The following is a 19,203-nucleotide window of genomic DNA, read 5'->3' on the forward strand; positions in this document are numbered from 1 at the left end:
ATGGCCCACGACCTTCCTCTCTCCGTCGACCCCAACGCCCGTTTGGCCTTTGACAGCCAGGCATTGGGGGGACTGCGTTTGAAAGCGCACCAGGATCCGAACCAATCGCTCCCGCAGGTCGCGAAACAGTTCGAGACCGTATTCATGAACATGATGATGAAATCCATGCGCGCCACTGTCCCCCAGGATGGCCTGGGGGACAGTCAACAAACCAAGATGTTCACGGAACTGCTGGACAAACAGTTGGCACAGAATGTCTCCAAGGGCCATGGGTTGGGATTGGCAGACCTGATCGTCAAACAGTTGTCCCCTCATTCCTCCGTGACACACCCTTCTTCCCCGCTTTCTAAAGTTATCGTCCCCACGGCCGATAATCTGGTGAGGAAAGGGATCCCCCTCAAACCCCCGGGAGTCCACCATGACTGACATGATGACCAGCATCGGGATCAGCGCATTGAACGCTGCCCAGGCCGGTTTGCTCACCACCGGCAACAATATTGCCAATGCCTCCACGCCCGGGTATAGCCGTGAGCAAACCATCCAGGCCGCCCTGCCTTCGCTGGGCACGGCCAACGGTTTTATTGGTCAGGGGGTCAATGTCACCACCGTTCAGCGCATCTACAGCAGTTTCATCAATACCCAGTTGCAGCAACAACAATCCGCTTCCAGTCAGTTGTCGACCTATTACAACCAGATCCAGCAAATCAACAACATCATTGCCGATCCTGCGGCCGGATTGTCTCCTGCGCTGCAAAATTTTTTCAGCGCCATCAATGGGGTCGCGAATGCACCTGCCTCCATTGCGGCACGCCAGGGGTTGATCAGCAACGCCCAATCCCTGACCGGCACTTTTCAAACCCTGAATCAGGTCCTGACCGGATTGGCCACCAGCACCAACCAGCAGATCACTTCCAGCGTCGCAAACATCAATGCCTATGCCAAACAAATTGCGGCCCTGAATCAGAGCATCCTCACATCCTCGGCCAGCAACACATCCCAGCAACCCAATTCCCTGCTCGACCAGCGGAACCAGTTGATCAGTCAACTGAGCAAGGAGATCAACGCCACGGTACTCAAGCAATCCAACGGATCGGATACCGTGTATATCGGCAACGGACAACCCCTGGTCGTCGGCAACCAGGCCATGACGCTGAATGCCGTCCCAGCCCAGTCCAACCCCGCCCAACTCGATATCGCCTATGTCACCCCCAGCGGCGCTACCCTACGCCTCCCCTCCAGCAGCATTCAGGGGGGGAATCTGGGCGGGTTGATGGCTTTTCAGAATCAGAGTCTGGTTCCGACCCAGAGCCAGTTGGGATTGATCGCCACCGGTCTGGGCATGGCCATCAATACCCAGCAACTTCAGGGTCAGGATCTCAACGGCGCCCTGGGCACCCCGCTTTTCCACATTGCTTCGCCGGTGGTCATCGCCAACCAGGCCAATACAGGGAGCGCCACGGTCAGCGCGACCATCACCCAGGCCAGTGCATTGACGGGGAGCAATTACACCCTGTCCTATAACGGGAGCCAGTACACCCTGACGCGACTGTCCGACCAAACGACCACCACCAGCAGCACGATGCCCATGAGCGTCGACGGAATTTCCCTGAACGTCTCAGCCACGCCCAATGCGGGAAACAGTTATCTGATCGAACCCACCATCAACGGGGCCCAGAATTTGAGGGTCACACTCACCGATCCCACAAAAATTGCTGCCGCCATTCCCGTTCAGGGCAATGCCTCCGCGAGCAACATCGGAACCGGGAGTTTGTCCGCACCTGCCGTCACCTCGGGTCTCCCCCTCAACCCGAATCTGCAGGACACGGTCACCCTCACCTTCACCAGTCCCACAACCTACACCGTCGCAGACAGCACCATGGGAACGACACTCGCCAGTGGTGTCCCCTATAACCCCGGTGGAACGATCAGTTACAACGGATGGAGCACCACCCTGAACGGAACGCCGCAGACCAATGACGTTTTCACCATCAGCGCCAACACCGGTGCGAGCACGGACGGCAACAATGCCGTGGCCCTGGGCGCGCTGCAAGCCCAGAACACCTTGCTGGGCGGAACCACCAGTTTTTCAGGGGCCTACGCCCAGTTGGTCAGTCAGGTCGGGACGCAGACCAGTCAACTGCAAGTCCAGTCCACCGCCCAAGCCAACCTGGTCAGCCAGACGACCCAGAGCCAACAATCCATCTCGGGGGTCAACCTGAACGAGGAAGCAGCCAACCTGATTCAATTTCAGCAAGCCTATCAGGCCGCCGGAAAAGCCATCCAAGTGTCCAACACCATGTTTTCCACCGTCCTCGGCATGCTCAACTAAAGGAGGACGCCATGGTCCGCATCAGTACCAACACCTATTACGATACCAGCATCCAGACCATGAACCAGCAGCAGTCGGCCCTGCTCAATACCCAGTTGCAACTGTCTTCTGGAAAACGGATCAACACCCCGGCAGACAATCCCGCCGGCGCCGCCCAGGTCATCGATCTGACACAGGCTGCCGGCATGAATACCCAATATCAGAACAATATCACCGCTGCCCAGAGCCAGATGTCCATGGCCTCCAGCGTCCTGCAGAGCATCACCACCCTGGTACAAAACGTCCAGTCCACCGCCATCTCAGCCAATAATGCATCCCTCAACGATTCCAACCGACAGACCCTGGCCACCACCCTCCAGCAGCAACTCACCCAACTGATCGGACTGGCCAACAGTCAGGATGGAACGGGAAACTATCTATTTTCAGGCACCAAGGGATCCACCAAGCCCTTTGTCGTCACCTCGAGCGGGGTACAATATCAGGGCAACAGTGGACAGCAACAGATGCAGGTGTCCAATGGGCGCAGCATGCCCACCAACGTCAACGGAGCCGACCTGTTCATGAACATTCCCAATGGGAATGGATACTTCGTCACCAGCAACTCTTCCAGCAATGCGGGTTCTGGCGCCATCAGTCAGGGCGGCCTGGCCTCCCCACCGCCTACTCCCACCCAGCAGGGCAACCATTACACACTGACTTTCAGCATCACCGGCGGGGTCACGACCTACACGGTATCCGGCACAGACGCCAGTGGCGCACCCCTGTCTTCCGGCAGCCTTCCATCGCCCAACCAACCCTACACCAGCGGTCAAACCATCAGTTTCAACGGCATCCAGTTCAACATCCAGGGTCAACCGGCCAACGGAGACAGTTTCAACATCGCTCCGAGCACCCATGTCCCCATTTTTCAGACCATACAAAACCTCATCAATCTGCTCAACACGCCCCTACCTGCGGGAAACGCCACAGCGGCCAGCAATTTCACCCAGCAACTCCAGACCGCCGAAGGAAATCTGAACCAGGGACTCAATGCCATCCTGACCGGCAATGTCACCCTGGGGACCAACCTCAGCACGCTGACCAACCTGACGGCGACAGAAAACAGTCTGAACATTCAGTATCAATCGACCATATCCCAGATACAGGACACCAATTACACTTCGGCCCTCAGTCTCCTGTCTCAGGAAAAACTCAGTTTGCAGGCTGCCATGCAGTCCTTCACTTCCATCTCCAGTCTGTCCCTGTTCAACTATCTGCGCTGATCGAATTTTCCCAAAGTCAATGCAGCAGCCCGGCGGTCATTCGCAGCCCCATCTCGATACCGGCACGAATCATCCGTTCCGCCAGAACCGGCAGGACAGGCAATGAGAAGTCCAGCACGATGAACCCCACCGCCAGGGTCAACGGAAAGCCCACTGCAAAAAGATTCAACTGGGGAGCTGCGCGCGTCAATACGCCCAGCCCCAGATTGGTGACCAGCAAAGCCGCCAGTACAGGCAAGGACAGGCGCAACGCATCCACGAACAGCGACCCCGCCCAGACCAGCCCGGTTTGCCACCCCTGAGAATCGAATTGCAAGGAAGGATCCAGGGGGATTTGCCGAAAACTGTCGGCCAATGCATCGATGACCAGCAAATGTCCGTCCATGGAAAGAAAAATCAGCGTAAAAAGAATCGTCAAGAACTGTCCGACCAAGGGTCGGAAAGTCGCATGAGTAGGGTCATAAAAACTGGCGAAGCCCAGCCCCATTTGCAGTCCCATCATGTCTCCGGCCATGGTCACTGCCGAAAAAACGACGTTCAGGCAAAAACCCAGGATGAGACCAATCCCTACCTGCTCCAGCAGAAGTACCACACCTTCGGGCGAAACCAGACTCACGGAGGAATGGGCGGGCGGAAGGGCGGGCGCAATGACCAGGGTCAGGGCCAGGCCAAGACCAATCCGAACCTGTGCCGGCGCGGGCGATTGTCCCAGCACGGGCGCCGTGGCCAATACGGACAAAATTCGTGCCAGAGGGAGAAAAAACTGTGCGATCCAGGCATCCCACTGCGTGGAGGTGACCGTCAACAGGTCCATGATCAACCCACCATGGCGGGGATTCCTTCATAAAGACGGTGAATGTAGTCCACCATCAAACTGATCATCCAGGGTCCGAGAATGACCAGCACCAATACCAGACCCAGCATTTTCGGAATGAAGGACAGGGTCATTTCATTGATCTGGGTCGCCGCCTGAAAGATGCTGATGATCAATCCGATACCCAGCGCCACCAGCAGGATGGGGGCCGATACGACCACCGCCAGGGTCAGTGCCTGCTGACCCAGCGTCATGACACTTTCAGGCGTCATCATGGATTGAAACTCTGAACCAGGGAACCGATGAGCAGGTTCCAGCCATCCGCCAGAACGAACAGCATCAACTTGAAAGGCAGTGAGATCACCGAAGGGGAAACCATCATCATTCCCATGGACATCAGCACGCTGGCCACGACCATGTCGATGATCAGGAATGGAATGAAGATAACGAATCCGATCTGAAAAGCGGTTTTCAACTCGCTCGTCACAAAGGCCGGAACCAACACCTTGAAGGGAACCTGATCCGGGGTCTGTAACGCCGCGCTGCTGGAAATCTTGACGAACAGAGCCAGGTCACTTTCACGGGTCTGATGGAGCATGAATGTCTTGAGGGGAATACTCCCCCGATCCACCGCTTCCTGGAGAGAGATTTTTTCCTCGCTGTAAGGGGCCCAGGCTGTGGTGTACACCTTATCGTAAACCGGAGTCATGACAAAAAAGGTCAGAAACAGGGCCAACCCGATCAGGACCTGGTTGGGCGGAGAGGTCTGGGTTCCAAGCGCCGAACGCATCAACGAAAGTACGATGATGATGCGTGTAAACCCGGTCATCATCAGCAGCAAGGCTGGCAGAAAACTGAGGGAAGTGAGCAGGATCAGGGTTTGCAGGCTGAAAGAGTAGGTTTGCACCCCGCCTGCTCCGGGGGTACTGATCACCCCGACGCCCGGGAGAGGCGCCCCCCACGCACACCCGACACACCCGCCCAGCAAGAGCCCCAGACCCCAATTCACCGAATTTCTCAACCCTCCAACTCCCCATCCTTTCGCCCTGGCTTGGGCAATATGTGCAGGGACCGGACCTGACCCGGTGCGACGCCCACCACCACCCATGTATCCTGGACTTCCACCACCACCACCCGTTCGCGCTGACCCACGGCCAGGGAACTGACGATGCGCAGGGGCTGCCTGCCGCCACCTGCGGACGATGATGACCACTGAAACTTTTTCAATGCCCAGGCCACTCCCGCCATCAGAGCCAATACCAACCCCAAACTCAGAACGATCTGTACCCCGGTCGTCCAGGTCAACACGGTCGGAGGCGCGTAAGTGGCATGTCCACTCCCGGATTCCAGGGCCCAAACCAGTTCCGGTCCCACGACCCACAGCCCCATCACAAAAACAGGAAATTTCATCGGTTCAAACGACGCATACGTTCCGAAGGCGTAATGATGTCCGTCAGACGAATGCCAAATTTTTCGTTGACCACCACCACCTCCCCCTGGGCAATCAAAAACCCGTTCACCAGAACATCCAGAGGCTCGCCCGCCATCCCATTCAATTCCACCACAGATCCCTGAGCCAATTGCAACAGGTTTTTGATGGGCATCTTGGTGCGCCCCAACTCCACGGTGATATTGACCGGGATGTCCATGATCATTTCCAGATCCTGGTGCCCGGACACCGGCGGCTCCTGCCCAAAAGTCTGAAAGACATGGGGTTCCGTGTGCGGCGGCGAAGAAAAGTGCTGCTCTCCGGCCCCACCGGGGGACCCCGTCAGCGAAGAGCTGCCTGCCCCGCTGGACGCCGCCTGCTCCGCCATGGCCGCACCCCAATCGTCCGCACTGATTTCCTGATCTTCTTCATTCATCGTTTCATTCCTTCTCCGTTGAGCCCCTCCGAAGCAGACAAAAGACGCTCGACTTTCAAGGCATACTGGTTGTTGAAAACGCCGTAGTGGCACTCCATGACGGGCACATTGTCCACCTTCCCCTGTACCAGTTCATTCATTTCGAGCGGAATCACATCGCCAGGTCTGAGGTTCAGAAGTTGCTCCACGGTAACGCGCGCCTCTGCCAATTCCGCAACCAACTCGATCATGGCGGATTGCACCTGAAGCGAAAGCAGTTGCATCCATCGCCGATCCAGGGACAGGTGATCTCCCTGCATGGAACTGTAGAGCAGTTCCCGAATGGGTTCGATCATGGAATAAGGCAAACAGATATGGACCCCTCCCCCACCACCGCCCCCGAATTCCACATCGAAAGTGGTCGCAACCACCACTTCATTGGGAGTCGCGATGTTGGCAAACTGGGGATTCATCTCGGAACGAACGAACTGGAATTCCAGCGGATAAATCCCGTCCCAGGACTTGCCGTAAGCCAGGAACAAAGCCTCCAGCATCTTCTGGATGATGCGGTGTTCAGTCTGGGTAAATTCCCGTCCTTCGACGCGCGTATGAAATCGTCCGTCCCCCCCGAACAGATTGTCCACCACCAGAAAAATCAGATTGGGATCAAAGACGAAGAGGGCATTTCCCCGCAACGGCTTGGCTTGAACCAGGTTGATATTGGCGGGGACCTGCAGGTTACGAATGAATTCACTGAACTTGAGGACGCGCAATTGCCCTACGGAAACATCCGCCGCACGCCGTACCAGATTGAACAATTCGATTCTGAACAAACGCGTAAAACGTTCATTGATGATCTCCATGGTAGGCATGCGCCCACGCACGATACGTTCCTGCTTTCCCAGATTGTAGAGGCGTGCCTCTTCATGAGATTCCTCCTTTGCCTCGGCAGGCTCCTCCACCCCCTCACCCGTTACACCGCGTAACAGGGAATCGACTTCCTCCTGAGAAAGAAAATCGCTGTTCATGGTCTACTGGATGATGAAATCCGTGAACAAAACGTCCACCACGCCATCCCGGCTCCCCCCATCCTCGTCGGGCTCGGGCAAGAAATCCCTGACCGATACCGGCTTGGGAGGCGCGGTGACCACGGCTTTGGCATCGGCCTGTTGCAAAGCCGCAGCCAACCCTCCTGAATTCCCCAAGGCAGGAGGGGTAACAGGGGCCTGTGCCACGGGAGCCGCAGACGGGGCAAGGTCGGGTGGAGGGGTTTTCTTGAATCCCAGAATCTTGTTGGTCAGATAGAGAATTTCTGCGGCCAGCCGTTTCTTGCCCTGCAGGGTTTGCAATTCCGAAGCCCGTTTACTGGAAAGCAATTCCAGCAGGCGACTGCGGATCTCCGGCATTTCTTTCTTGATTTTTTCTTCCAGTTCCGGATCGTAGGTCTTTAAGGTAACTCCCAATTGCATCACCTGATCTCCCTGCTCCTGGACCAGATTGACCGTGAATCGATCCAGAGGAACGAATAAGGCAGGCGCCGTGGATTCGGACGGTTTTTTCTTGTTTTCCTCCGCATGGGATTTGTTCTTGACCAGAAAAAACCAGGCGGCACCACCGCCGGCTGCCAGCACCACCACAGCCACGAGGATGAGGATCAGAATTTTCTTGGACTTGCGAGGAACTTCCTCTCCCTCAGCGGATGCTTTTTTGTCATCTTTTTTCGTTGACATCTCGTCACTCGTCCCCAAATAAGGTCCCTGTCACGCAAAGGTATCGACCAACCCAACGCCTTGCCGGATCGCTCTGCCCCCTACGCCCGTGGGCACAGAGGATACCTCAAGCGTGCGCTTCGTGGCAGAGAAATTTTCTCGCGCCATCTGCCGCTGTGAGGGAGAACCCCGTGCCCCCTGGTCGCTCACGGTTGCCTGACCGAGCGACAACCCGCTCCCGGCCAACATCTCACGCAAATGAGGCAGTGCATATTGAATGGCCTCGCGCACAGCCGCGTGAGGCGAACTGAAGAAAGCATCAGCCTGTGCCCCTGACACTTGCACCACGACGCTCAGAGGCCCCAGATCCGGGGGATTGAGATGCAACTCGGCGCTTTGCTGGGACTGCCCGACCATCCAGGTCACCTTTTGAGAAAATTCCTGCCCCCAACCCGCTTGCCCCACAGGAACCATCACACTTGAAGAGGGCGTCTCTGCGCCAATGGAGGTACCGCCCGAGGACATCAGGAGGGCATTGAGTTCAGAATGCCCCGGTGCCGTGTGCGCAGAGGGTGAGGACAAGGAAACCGCCGAAGAATCGGTGCCCCCGGGCCCACCAGAAGTCCCCGGGTTGGCGGATGAAATAAAAGCCCCGTTTCCTCCTCCCACCGAAAGCGAAAAATTCGCCTCGTTTCCGGAAGTCGGGGACGTCGCTTCCGCGTTCTTCTGCACCACCGAACCTTGCGGCCCTGCACCACCGCCCTCCGAGGGCGATGACAAGGCTCCCTCAATGGCAGTCCCTGAGGGTGCCGCGGGCGCTTGTTCCGGTTTCGCGGGCGGCATCCATACATGGGAGGGCATCGATGCCGCCACGCCCAATTGCCCTGCCAAAGCACTCTGAAGAGGCTTTTTGGGGGCCGGTTGAGCAGGTGCCGTTCCGCTGGCCGTGGAAATATTCGACCCGGCTACCGTTCCATTGGTAGAAACGTTCGTTCCCGGGTTTGCAGCCGCTGTGGTAGCGGTCATCCCGGCCGCGACGGTGCCACCGACCAGAGAAGGCGGAACAGTGACCGGCGTTTGAGCCTGATGGGATGGCTTCTTTTCCACAGGAGGAGGCGCAGAACCTGTTTGAGCAGTTGATTGCTGACTTCTGGTGACCCCGGAACGGGCGGGGGCCTCTGACCGCGAACCCTGCGCGGAAGGGGGACGGCCCTCGGAGGCCTGGGGAGGATTTGCCTTTGAACCATGAACCGGGACAGGGGTGGCCGACACGCTTTGCGGGCGTTGAGCCGAGGCGCCACTGTCCGACAGATGCTGGGACAAGAGCGCCGTAAAACTTTCTCCTCCGGGCGATTGGTCCGTGGAACGGGCAGTTCTGTTGGCTCCGGAAACTGGCGTGCTACGAACCGCAGGTACGGGTTGCATCATGACACTCCTTTCACTTGGCTTCCGATAACAAATGCGCGATCCTCTGCCCCACCTGCTCGTCCAGGGCTTTTTGTTCGCTTCGGTTCGTCCGTTCCTGTTCTCTGGCGCAATGACGTTCGGATAACACCTCCATGGAGCGCACCTGACGATGTGCCTCCTGAACCATTACCTGCCCCTGACTCACTTCGCCACCCACTTGTGCCACCACGGCCCGCTGCTGCCGGACCGCCTCATCCAGTCGCTCCAGAAAATGCTGGAAATTCATCAAGGTTTCAAAAGCACCGCCCGCCCGCATCACCGCTTGGTAACGTCCTTCGTAGTCTGCGCGAAACCGGATCAACATATCCAGTTTTTTTTGTTCTTCGTGGTGGCGGCGGTTGACCTGACCCAACTTCCGGCTCGCCTGATCGCTCCGTGTCCTGGAGAGCGTCTTCAGGGTTTCCAATGGGAAAGGACGTGTCACGGCGCAACGCTCCCAAACAGGTTAAGAAATTGCTCATTCCCAGACTCCAGGCTTGCCTGCTCCTGAATCCCTTGTACCAGATAATGCTCCATGTCAGGATACCTCTGTATGGCTTCATCCAGCAAGGGATCCGAACCCGGAACGTAAGCCCCCACACTGACCAGATCGCGGTTGCGCTGGAAGTGCGCATACAGTTGCTTGAAACGCTGCACCTGCGTCATCTGCCGCGCAGGAACCAGTTGATTCATCGCCCGACTGATGGAAGCCTCCACGTCGATGGCCGGATAATGGCCCTGTTCCGCCAGACGGCGCGACAACACGATATGCCCGTCAAGAATGGCGCGCGCACTGTCCGCGATCGGGTCCTGTTGGTCATCCCCTTCGGTGAGAACAGTATAAAAGGCAGTGATCGATCCGCCCCCTTCGACTCCATTCCCTGCGCGTTCCACCAACTTGGGCAGGCGGGCAAAGACCGAGGGAGGATAACCCTTGGTAGCCGGCGGCTCTCCAATCGCCAGGGCGATCTCGCGCTGGGCCATGGCATAGCGCGTCAGTGAATCCATGATGAGAAGAACATTCTGTCCCTGATCACGAAAGTATTCCGCGATGGTGGTGGCATAGGCGGCTCCCTGCAGCCGCAGGAGCGGACTGGTATCTGCCGGGGCCGCCACAACCACGGCCCGTGCCATCCCCTCCTCACCCAGAATATCATCGATGAACTCGCGCACCTCGCGCCCCCGTTCCCCGATCAGACCCACCACGATCACTTCAGCCTCGGTAAAACGGGCCATCATGCCCAACAAAACGCTCTTGCCGACGCCGCTGCCCGCAAACAACCCCATGCGCTGACCCCGGCCAACGGTCAACAACGCATTAATGGCGCGCACCCCCACATCCAGAGGGGTGCTGATGGGCGTTCGATCCAGAGGGTTGATGGGACGGCTTTGCAGCGGAGCAGCCTCTCCCTCCCCCAGAGGACCCAATGCGTCCAACGGACGCCCGGCCCCATCCACCACACGCCCCAACAATCTTTCCCCGACGGGCAGGTGACGCACCCGGTCACTGAGACGACGACGGGGAGGGAGGCGTTTACCCAACGGGGTAAACGTGGGCGGAATTTCTGCCGGAACGACGCGCGCTCCGGGAATCAAACCATGGACTTCATTTTCCGGCATGAGAAACAGGCGCTCTCCCGAAAACCCCACCACTTCCGCTTCGATCCGGTGATGGGGCAATTCGATCATGCAGGTGCTCCCCACCGGCAGGCGCAACCCCACCGCTTCCATCACCAGTCCCGTTGCCTTGACCAACTGTCCGCTCACCTGCAAAGGGTTGGCCAGGGTCACGGCATCACGGGCAGCCGCCAAACTTTCACGCCAGCCTTCGCTTCGATCGGAAAAAGACATCGTCATGATCCGTTTCCTTCCAACCAATCGGATCCCAGACCCAGGGTGGCCACCACACCCTGCCAGCGGTGCGTCAACGAAGCATCGATCTGACTGTGGGCCGTATCCAGCCGGCATCCTCCCCGTTCCAAGGTGGCATCTTCCAGAATCTTCCATCCGCTATGGGACAGATGCTCGCCCAAACTCTCCCGGACCAGGACCGCGTCGGCCGGGTTCAAGGTGAGGTGGGCGGCCTGGTTGAAATGAGGCAACATCTGCAAGGCTTCCCGAATCACCGGCAAAACCAGTTCGGGGCGCACTTGCAGCGCCTGACGAACCATCTGGCGCGCCACCTCGAGGGACAATGCCAGAAGATCTTCCACCACCCGGTGATCCACCTCCTGTCGTTGTTTCGTCAACGAGTCCAGCGTGGCAGTCAGATGGGAAACCACCTCGTTCACTCTGTTTCGGCCCTCCGCGTACCCCTCTTCATAACCGGTCTGGTAGCCCTGGCGATGCCCTTCCTGTTCGGCTTGCTGGTGAATGCGTTCAATTTCTGCAGCCGTGGGCAAAGCCAGCGGGGATGCGACTGTCGCGGACGATGGAGATAAAGCGAGCGCCGAAGGGCTTCCCCCGGCATGCGCCGGATCAAAGTTCGGCAATTCCCAACGCGTGAATACGCCGACGGGCGTCCGGCCTTTTCCGCCAAATTCAGACAAAAGCGTCATCTCCCTTTCCTCCCAGGGCAATCTGCCCTTCATCGGCCATGCGCCGGATGACCTTGATGATCTCCTTCTGCTCGGCTTCCACGTCGCTGACCCGCACCGGTCCCTTGGCATCCAGATCCTCACGCATCATTTCAGCCGCACGCTGCGACATGTTCTTGAAGATTTTTTCACGCAACTCGGGACTGGCGCCCTTGAGCGCCACAATCAACGACTCGGACTGTATCTCACGCAAAATCAACTGGATGCCCCGATCATCGATCTCCATGATATTGTCGAATACGAACATCTCATCGAGAATCTTCTGGGCCAATTCTGGATCATAGGCGCGCATCGCTTCAATCACCGAGGCTTCCGTCGTTCCTCCCACATAGTTGAGAATTTCGGCCGTCGCCTTGGTTCCCCCCTTGATGCGCTTTTTCGTGGTCGCCGACCCCATCAACAACTTGGTCAGTACATCATTGAGTTCACGCAAGGCCAGGGGTTGCACACCATCCAGCGTAGCGATGCGCAGAATCACGTCATTCCGGGTTCGCTCCGTCAGCGCATTCAGGACCCCCGCGCACTGATCCGGTTCGAGGTGCGCCAGAATGGTCGCAATGATCTGCGGATGTTCATTGCTGATCAACTCGGCAATGCTGATGGCATCCATCCATTTCAGGCTTTCGATCCCGCTGGTATCCCCCCCATGCAAAATCCGCTCGATCAATCCGGCAGCCTTGTCATCCCCCAGCGCCTGATTGAGCATTTTCTTGATGTAGTCGGACGAATTACTGCCCACCGATGTTTTTTCTCCTGCCAGTTGGTGGAATTCATCAAACACCGTGCTGATCTGTTCCCTGGTCAAGGACTTCATGGAAGCCATGGCTGTACTGATCTTCTGAACCTCCTTGGGAGACAACTGCTTCAAAACTTCAGCTGCCTCGCTCTCTCCCAAGGCCATGAGAAAAACCGCACATTTGTCGACGCCCTCGTCGCTCATTCCCCGTGCATCCAGTCTCTGAGCACCGAAGCCACGATCGCCGGTTCCTGAACCGCAATCGCGCGCGCCTTGGTCAACCTGGCTTCATGGCGGGAAGTATCGGAAAGCGTCTGCCCATCGGCCCCATACCCCGCACCTTCCAGCGCCTCCTCTCCTTCTCTCCCCTGCTCGAGCACATCCGCGACTGGAGCCACCGGTGCCTTGAGCGCCTGGTTGAAATTACGCAGGGCTGGCCGGATGATTCCCAGCATCAGGTACAGCGCCACCCCAAGGATCACCAGGTATTTCAAGGCGTTCTTGGCCAGAGCCACGCTTTCCGGCTGTTTCCAGAGAGGAATTTCCGATTCTTTTTCCTTCTGGTCGGCAAAGGGACTATTGAGCAGACTGAGCGCGTCGCCACGTTTCGCATCGAAACCCACCGCATCCTTGATCAGCAGGGACATCTGGTTTTTTTCTGCCTCACTGAAGGGCCGCACACTCACTTTCCCGGCACTGTCCGTGACCCGATGATTGTTGAGGATGACCGCGACGGACAAACGCCGGACCATCCCCACGGGCAGACGGGTATGGCTGATGGTCCGATCGACGTCATAGTTGGTGGTCATTTCCTTGTGCGTATTTTCAGAATTCTGAACGGCTGTCCCATTGGCCGGTCCAGAAGGCGGTTGGCCCAATTTCACACCGGGCGCCGTGGGATTGGCCCCAGCCACGGGATTGGCCGGATTGGGCGCGGCATTGGGTGCCGTCAGCGGCGCCGATGCCGGAACGGGAGGCTGGTTGGTCAGGGCACCGGGAACCCCCCCCACAACAGGCGCATTGACACTGCTGGATTCCGTGGTTTGCTGGCTGACCACGGCTGCCTGATTGGGGGGTTGATTGGGTTTGTAGGCCTCGGTGGTTTGTTCCGACTGGGTAAAATCCACCTCGGCAGTCACCTGAGCATGCACGTTGGCCAACCCCACCAGTGGCGACAGAATATCCTCGATACGCTTGATATCGTCCTGTTCGATCTGATGCACATACTTCAACTGCTCCGCATCCAGAGCCGAGTTTTCTCCGGAAGGAGGAGCACTCAACAGATTGCCGCTTTGATCCACCACCGTCACATTGTGCGGAGTCAGTTTGGGGACACTGCTGGAGACCAGATGGACGATGGCATTCACCTGCCCGGGATCCAGTACCCTGCCCGGATATAACGCCAGGACGACAGATGCCGTCGGAAGTTCCTGCTCGCGCACGAACACCGTAGGCTTGGGAATGGCCAGATGTATGCGCGCCGCCTGTACCGCCGAAAGTGTTTGCACCGAACGGGCCAACTCCCCTTCCAGGGCACGCTTGTAATTGACCTGCTCCAGAAATTCGCTGGTTCCGAATTTTTCGTTCTCCATCAGTTCGAAGCCAACGGTACCACCCTTGGGCAAGCCTTGACCCGCCAGGTGCAACCTCACTTCGTGAACCTGATCGGCCGGAACCATCAAAACCCCGCCGCCCTCGGCAAACTTGTAGGGCACATTCATCTGTTGCAGTGAATCGATGATGGCCCCCCCGTCCCGATCCGAGAGGTTGCTGTAGAGAACCCGGTAGTCTGGCGTCGCCCCCCACAACCACAAGCCCGTGACCAAAGCCACCAGGGCCGCGAGAGCCACCCCCAGACCCATTTTCTGGCCCGCCGTCAAACGCCCCCACGCTTGATTGAGAAGCGAGGGAGGCGGCGCGTTTTCTACCAGTTCAGCCATGGCGGTCTAAAGAAATACGGAGTGGTCAACCCCTTCATTATGCGTTCTTTCCATCCCCTCCGTCCGTCAAACAGAAACGGAAACCTCGAGGTAATTCACCGATCAAACCCACGGAGACAAACCTACACTCTGGGCATGAGGATGGAGGAGTCCAGATCATGAATGTTTCGGCGGTTGACAGCCTGTTGGCGCAGATGCAGGCGGCGGCCACAACGGCCCAGGGGGGACGCTCGCCCACCCGTTCAGGTCCCTCCACCGCCCCGGATTTTGCCACCCTGCTCAAAAATTCCGTGGATCAGATCGCCCAATCCCAATCCCAGGCGGACTCTCTGACCCAGAAATTCACCTCAGGAAGTTCCGACGTCAGCCTGAGCGACGCCATGATGGCTCTGCAAAAAGCCACCATCACCCTTCAAACCGGCATCCAGATCCGCAACAAGGTCGTCACGGCTTATACGGATATCATGAACATGCAGGTCTGATCAGGGCAGTTGTTCTCGCTGGCGACGGGTAATATACCGTTGCAATTGCATAGCCATGCGGGAGGACAGGGTGATGAAACGACACCCGAACACGGTCAACTCCTCACCGGAGGGCATGCGTGTCAGCGCAGAGTGACGCACCTGAATATCAAACACGATCTCGCTGCCATCTTCAAGAATCAAACGACAGTCCTGAACCTGGTCGCCCGGTTTGAGCGGGGAATTCTCCGCTCTCTCACTGTACAAAGCCACCCCCCCTTCGCTGATATCGCGCACGGCAAAACGCAGAGGTTCCTGTCCAACCTGCGCTTCCACCTGACATTTCAGCAACCCCGGAGGAAGATACAGCCGAAAAAAATCCCTTCGCTGAAGCCTGGTCAGATACTCGGGAAAGGGCACATAAAATTGGTTCGAATCGTCTCGTCGCTGCAGTTCAAGTTGTTTCACCGGAAACTGGATCTTGGCCTGCAAGTGTGCGCTCACAAAAAATTTTCCCGGACTCGCCTCGATGCGCTGATTGACCTCGGCATCGCGCGTCGCATCGAGCCAGAATCCGCCCGCCTCCAAATCCAGAATGACCGTGACGATCACCCCCCCGGCCTGGGCTCCGTAGTACAAAGCCACCCTTTCTCCGTGCCGGGCAATGTCGCGCAGGATTCCGCGCACGGCCATGGGCGCATCGATTCGAAAGGCGTGTTCCTCATCCGGCGTAAAAGATTCTATGGTCAGGGCAACATCAGGATTGATCATACCAACGGGTTCTCGCTGTAAATGGATTGCTTACCTTCCAGACGATACAACCAAGCCAGCAATTCGGCAACTGCCAAATAGAGTTGGGGGGGAATATGACGATCCAATTCCACCTGCATGAGCAGACCCACCAACTCTGCCGACTCGTGTACGAAGACGCCATGCTCCCGAGCCTTTTCGATGATGGCTTGAGCCAGCAGTCCTCTCCCCTTGGCCACTACCTTGGGTGCGCTGCCGTCTTGATCCAGATAGGCCAAAGCCACGGCCATCTGCGGTAGGTTTGTACTCACTCTTCTCCCTCCGTCGGAGGGACAGAGGTCACGACGGATAAATTTGTGACCTCAAGTCCACGGGACTGCAGGGATTCCACCAGATCCGGCCCATGTTGTGTCAAGGTGGCACGGGTCGAAGCGGAGAGGGTCCCCAAACGCACCTTCACGCCTCGGGAGTCCAGGGTCAGATGGGCGGTGACGGCACCCAGCACCGGCAACCCCAGATGCACTTCCGTGTGCCAGGTCGAGGTCGTCTGATCCTGCGCCGAGTGAGAGGAAGACTCCGGCCAGATCTGCCATTTCAGGGCCTGTTGGGGTGTCAGCATTCCCTGCCAAAGCACACGCCCCGATTCCAGAACGCCCAACTGTTGCTGGACCAGCGTCTGCAGGTGCGCCGGTACCCCGGGCGCGACCACAGGGGAAAGGATCGCGCCCGCAGTATCTGTTCCGCTCACCGACCCGGCGTTGCCCGGCAAGGGCTGGACCAGTGCCTGCCGAGAGGCTGGCGTCCCTGCCGCAAGTTCGGAGGAAGGGACCGCTCCTGCAACGCCATTTCCGCTCATCGGCCCGGAATGGCCCGACAGAAGCATAGCCTGGGGCTGGTTCTGGGGCTCGGCGCGCAACTGCGCGGTACTTTGTTGCCCACTCACCCATTGTCCCTGATGGGATTCGTAAAACAAACCACTGGCGGTCAGGGCCTGCTGAAGCGACTGGGCCAATGCCACGGGATCCAGAGTCCCGGAAGATGCGACCAGAGGGGCACGGGACAAGGGGCCTTGAACCTGGGACTGTGGTGTCTGCATCAAGTCGGACAACATGCGCGCGGTGGTTCCCAGTTGTGCGGTGGTTCCCGCCTCCGGCGTCGAGGAAGCATTCACCACCCCAAAAGTCAGGCGGGGTTGCAAGGTCAATACCTGAAGGGTGATGCCCGCACCCGCCGGCAAAGGCATCGGCAAAGGCAACTGGATCACTTGCGTGTTCACGCGCACCGTATAAAGACCGGACGAGATCTCCGCCAGAACCGTCCCCTGAACCTGCTGCCCCAATTGCAACGTGCTGGCCAGCGAAGGCGATGGCGCAGAAGACGCAGGAGGGGCTCCCGAAGGCAACGGATCACGGTTCAGCGCATAGGCCTGCAGCGCGCTCAGGAGGTCGGCGGGCAGCATGGTTCCAACTCATCCCCCCTCAACGGGAAGGCGTATAGGCTTGACGCACCTTTTTTTCCTGGCGCGTATTGCGCAAGGCCCATTGCAACTTTTCCATCCACGGCTGGGTATTCTGGCGAATACTGGCATCGTCCGCCAGGATCTTGAGGATCAGAGTTTTTTTGCGCTCGCGTGCAGAAGATTCAGCCAGCGCACTCTGGGCATCGACCTGACGCATGATCTGCACCCGTTCCTGACATTGCTTTTCCAGCGCCACCAGTTGGTCCCACTGACCGGAGGCCGCAGCCTCGCGCATCAGTCCCATCAACGAAGACAGGGCCTCATAGTTCTGAATGGCGGCTGGGAAGGCGAGACTCATGGGGGCATTATACCTGTTTTAGATTTGTTGATAGGCATTCAGGGCCTGGCGCACGCCCGGGGACACCCCTTCGTTCCCCCGGACATTCAGGGCCACGACATTCTCCCGAACCGCAGGGGAGGATTGAGAGACTGTCCCGCTTTCGCCCGGACGAATGGCTTCCCAGCCTCCCCGCAATTCGATCAGAAGTTTGGATATCTCATCCAGCAGGGCCACATCATTCCTCAGATTGGCTTCGAGCAGACGAGCACTCATATAGGCATACAATGCGCTCAGATTTTGCACCAGTTCCCCCCCCACCGACAGGTTCAAACTGGCCATCAACCCATCTTCGATGATGGAAATGGCCTGGGAAATGGATTTCCCTTTGGCGGCAATCTCATTGTTCAACAAATGATTGCGGGCCGCCGCAATGGAAAGCAGAGCGCCTTGATAGAGCAACAGAACGAGTTTATGCGCATCTGCCGAATGGACACTGGAATCGATCCCCACTTCTTCATACTTATTGAGTTTCGACAACATACTCATGCTGATTTCTCCTAACGAAGTTGGGCCAACTGGGTGGACAGATAACTACTGGTTTGGCTCATGGTGCCGAGCATGACATTCAAGGCAGTATATTGGGCGGTCAAGGACTGTTGAATACTGGTCAAACGGCTTTGCCAGTTGGTGATCTGGCTTCCGATATTGCTGATGCTGCTGTTGAGTCCACTGATCTCGGCGGCAATCGGTCCGCTGATGGGATCCAGCAAGGAAGTTGCGAGGTTGCTCAGACTGACCGCATAGCCCTGCGAGAATGAAACCGTCCCGCGACTGCCCGCACTGCCCCCATTGATGGTCAGGGATAATCCCGAACTGTTCCCCGACGTGGAGGTCAACAACTGGCCCGATCCCGTCGCCGCCGCCCCATTGATACTGCCCGCCACATCCAGCCCGTTGGTCTGGACCGGCGCACTGCCCAATAGCCCGGAACTTCCGTTTCCGCCAGTCACCGCCACGGAAGAGGCAGATCCATAGACATTGCTGGTCAGATTCAGATAGCCGCTGGCATTGACGGTGGCATCCACGAATACCCCGGCCGCAGACAGAGTCGAATTGCTATTGATGGAAGACTGTAACTGAGTGGCCAGGGCGCTGGCGCTGCTATAAGTTCCAGCCGGAAGAGTCACCGCCACCGAGTTCAAATTGATCGTGTCGTTGGACCCCGCCGTGATGGCCAGATTCGGCGCCGCCGAACCGGTCAATTGCCCCTGGGTGGCCACCTGGGTAACATTGACGGCGTAGGTCCCGGGCTGGGTACTGGGCGTGGACCCCGAAAATTGCACCAGACTGTCGGTGGCCTTGCCCACCGTGCCAAACAAACTGGCGATGTCCGAAGGTTGCGTGGCAATGGCCGTATTCAACTGATTGCTGTTTACCGTCATGGACCCGTCTTGCTGAAAGGTCACGCCGATTTCTGCCAGGGTTGAATAAACCGATGTGGTGCCCGAGATGGGGG

At 57.8% G+C, this 19,203-nt stretch carries 23 protein-coding genes; 4 read left to right on the plus strand and 19 right to left on the minus strand.

Going from position 1 to position 19,203, the window contains the following annotated elements; translation table 11 throughout:
* From M6F29_RS04900 to flgL, 3 genes are read left to right on the plus strand one after another with little or no spacing between them, the layout of a single operon-like run.
* The gene (locus M6F29_RS04900; protein WP_297497046.1) at window positions 1–426 is read left to right on the plus strand and encodes a rod-binding protein; all 426 of its coding nucleotides are present in this window, start codon (window positions 1–3) and stop codon (window positions 424–426) included.
* Entirely contained in the window at window positions 419–2,329 is a 1,911-nt protein-coding gene (gene flgK, locus M6F29_RS04905; protein WP_298157768.1) for a flagellar hook-associated protein FlgK, read from the plus strand. The genes M6F29_RS04900 and flgK overlap by 8 nt, the downstream gene beginning before the upstream one ends.
* 11 nt (window positions 2,330–2,340) lie before the next feature.
* Window positions 2,341–3,591 (plus strand): flagellar hook-associated protein FlgL, encoded by a 1,251-nt coding sequence (flgL, locus tag M6F29_RS04910; protein WP_298157769.1) that lies wholly within the window; start codon window positions 2,341–2,343, stop codon window positions 3,589–3,591.
* 16 nt (window positions 3,592–3,607) lie between these two features.
* Here flgL and fliR read toward each other — a convergent pair whose 3' ends face one another.
* Genes fliR through fliF form a run of 13 tightly spaced genes read right to left on the minus strand, consistent with a single transcriptional unit; the run spans window position 3,608 to window position 14,677 of the window.
* On the minus strand, window positions 3,608–4,405 hold the full coding sequence (gene fliR, locus M6F29_RS04915; RefSeq protein WP_298157770.1) for a flagellar biosynthetic protein FliR: 798 nt from the start codon (window positions 4,403–4,405) through the stop codon (window positions 3,608–3,610).
* Window positions 4,406–4,407: 2 nt separating this feature from the next.
* Complete coding sequence (gene fliQ, locus M6F29_RS04920) at window positions 4,408–4,677, minus strand: flagellar biosynthesis protein FliQ (protein WP_031595806.1); 270 nt, start codon at window positions 4,675–4,677, stop codon at window positions 4,408–4,410.
* Window positions 4,677–5,393 (minus strand): flagellar type III secretion system pore protein FliP, encoded by a 717-nt coding sequence (gene fliP / locus M6F29_RS04925; protein ID WP_366526035.1) that lies wholly within the window; start codon window positions 5,391–5,393, stop codon window positions 4,677–4,679. The genes fliQ and fliP overlap by 1 nt, the downstream gene beginning before the upstream one ends.
* A 29-nt stretch (window positions 5,394–5,422) precedes the next feature.
* Window positions 5,423–5,815, minus strand: a complete 393-nt coding sequence (gene fliO / locus M6F29_RS04930) for a flagellar biosynthetic protein FliO (protein WP_297477834.1) — start codon at window positions 5,813–5,815, stop codon at window positions 5,423–5,425.
* Complete coding sequence (gene fliN / locus M6F29_RS12260) at window positions 5,812–6,270, minus strand: flagellar motor switch protein FliN (RefSeq protein WP_366525940.1); 459 nt, start codon at window positions 6,268–6,270, stop codon at window positions 5,812–5,814. Before fliN ends, fliO begins: the two co-directional genes overlap by 4 nt.
* Window positions 6,267–7,277: a flagellar motor switch protein FliM gene (gene fliM / locus M6F29_RS04940; RefSeq protein WP_298157772.1), complete on the minus strand. Its 1,011-nt coding sequence runs from the start codon at window positions 7,275–7,277 to the stop codon at window positions 6,267–6,269. Before fliM ends, fliN begins: the two co-directional genes overlap by 4 nt.
* Window positions 7,278–7,280: 3 nt before the next feature.
* On the minus strand, window positions 7,281–7,979 hold the full coding sequence (fliL, locus tag M6F29_RS04945) for a flagellar basal body-associated protein FliL (RefSeq protein ID WP_298157773.1): 699 nt from the start codon (window positions 7,977–7,979) through the stop codon (window positions 7,281–7,283).
* Window positions 7,980–8,009: 30 nt separating this feature from the next.
* Window positions 8,010–9,386 (minus strand): flagellar hook-length control protein FliK, encoded by a 1,377-nt coding sequence (locus M6F29_RS04950; protein ID WP_298157774.1) that lies wholly within the window; start codon window positions 9,384–9,386, stop codon window positions 8,010–8,012.
* Between the two features lie 10 nt (window positions 9,387–9,396).
* A complete protein-coding gene (gene fliJ, locus M6F29_RS04955; protein WP_297477843.1) occupies window positions 9,397–9,849 on the minus strand; it encodes a flagellar export protein FliJ in 453 nt (150 codons plus the stop codon).
* A complete protein-coding gene (fliI, locus tag M6F29_RS04960) occupies window positions 9,846–11,261 on the minus strand; it encodes a flagellar protein export ATPase FliI (protein ID WP_297477844.1) in 1,416 nt (471 codons plus the stop codon). Before fliI ends, fliJ begins: the two co-directional genes overlap by 4 nt.
* Window positions 11,258–11,962, minus strand: a complete 705-nt coding sequence (locus tag M6F29_RS04965; protein ID WP_298157775.1) for a flagellar assembly protein FliH — start codon at window positions 11,960–11,962, stop codon at window positions 11,258–11,260. Before M6F29_RS04965 ends, fliI begins: the two co-directional genes overlap by 4 nt.
* A complete protein-coding gene (gene fliG, locus M6F29_RS04970) occupies window positions 11,946–12,941 on the minus strand; it encodes a flagellar motor switch protein FliG (RefSeq protein WP_297497021.1) in 996 nt (331 codons plus the stop codon). The genes M6F29_RS04965 and fliG overlap by 17 nt, the downstream gene beginning before the upstream one ends.
* A complete protein-coding gene (fliF, locus tag M6F29_RS04975; RefSeq protein ID WP_298157776.1) occupies window positions 12,938–14,677 on the minus strand; it encodes a flagellar basal-body MS-ring/collar protein FliF in 1,740 nt (579 codons plus the stop codon). The genes fliG and fliF overlap by 4 nt, the downstream gene beginning before the upstream one ends.
* A gap of 158 nt (window positions 14,678–14,835) precedes the next feature.
* Between fliF and fliE the strand changes: the two genes are divergently transcribed.
* Window positions 14,836–15,159 carry a flagellar hook-basal body complex protein FliE gene (gene fliE / locus M6F29_RS04980; RefSeq protein WP_297486459.1) on the plus strand — a complete coding sequence of 108 codons (324 nt, stop codon included), beginning with the start codon at window positions 14,836–14,838 and terminating at the stop codon, window positions 15,157–15,159.
* Here the strand turns inward: fliE and M6F29_RS04985 are convergent, their stop codons facing one another.
* From M6F29_RS04985 to fliD, 6 genes are all read right to left on the minus strand, one after another.
* Window positions 15,160–15,909 carry a flagellar brake protein gene (locus tag M6F29_RS04985; RefSeq protein WP_297497015.1) on the minus strand — a complete coding sequence of 250 codons (750 nt, stop codon included), beginning with the start codon at window positions 15,907–15,909 and terminating at the stop codon, window positions 15,160–15,162.
* On the minus strand, window positions 15,906–16,199 hold the full coding sequence (locus M6F29_RS04990; protein ID WP_298157777.1) for an EscU/YscU/HrcU family type III secretion system export apparatus switch protein: 294 nt from the start codon (window positions 16,197–16,199) through the stop codon (window positions 15,906–15,908). The genes M6F29_RS04985 and M6F29_RS04990 overlap by 4 nt, the downstream gene beginning before the upstream one ends.
* Window positions 16,196–17,347: a flagellar hook-length control protein FliK gene (locus M6F29_RS04995; protein WP_298157778.1), complete on the minus strand. Its 1,152-nt coding sequence runs from the start codon at window positions 17,345–17,347 to the stop codon at window positions 16,196–16,198. Before M6F29_RS04995 ends, M6F29_RS04990 begins: the two co-directional genes overlap by 4 nt.
* Before the next feature lie 19 nt (window positions 17,348–17,366).
* On the minus strand, window positions 17,367–17,705 hold the full coding sequence (gene fliT / locus M6F29_RS05000) for a flagellar protein FliT (RefSeq protein ID WP_298157779.1): 339 nt from the start codon (window positions 17,703–17,705) through the stop codon (window positions 17,367–17,369).
* An 18-nt stretch (window positions 17,706–17,723) separates the two neighbouring features.
* The gene (gene fliS, locus M6F29_RS05005; protein ID WP_297497006.1) at window positions 17,724–18,233 is read right to left on the minus strand and encodes a flagellar export chaperone FliS; all 510 of its coding nucleotides are present in this window, start codon (window positions 18,231–18,233) and stop codon (window positions 17,724–17,726) included.
* A gap of 11 nt (window positions 18,234–18,244) precedes the next feature.
* Window positions 18,245–19,203, minus strand: a 959-nt coding sequence (fliD, locus tag M6F29_RS05010; protein WP_298157780.1) for a flagellar filament capping protein FliD, incomplete at its 5' end; no start/stop codon positions are given.

It is taken from the genome of Ferrovum sp. (assembly GCF_027317285.1).
Taxonomy (GTDB): domain Bacteria; phylum Pseudomonadota; class Gammaproteobacteria; order Burkholderiales; family Ferrovaceae; genus Ferrovum.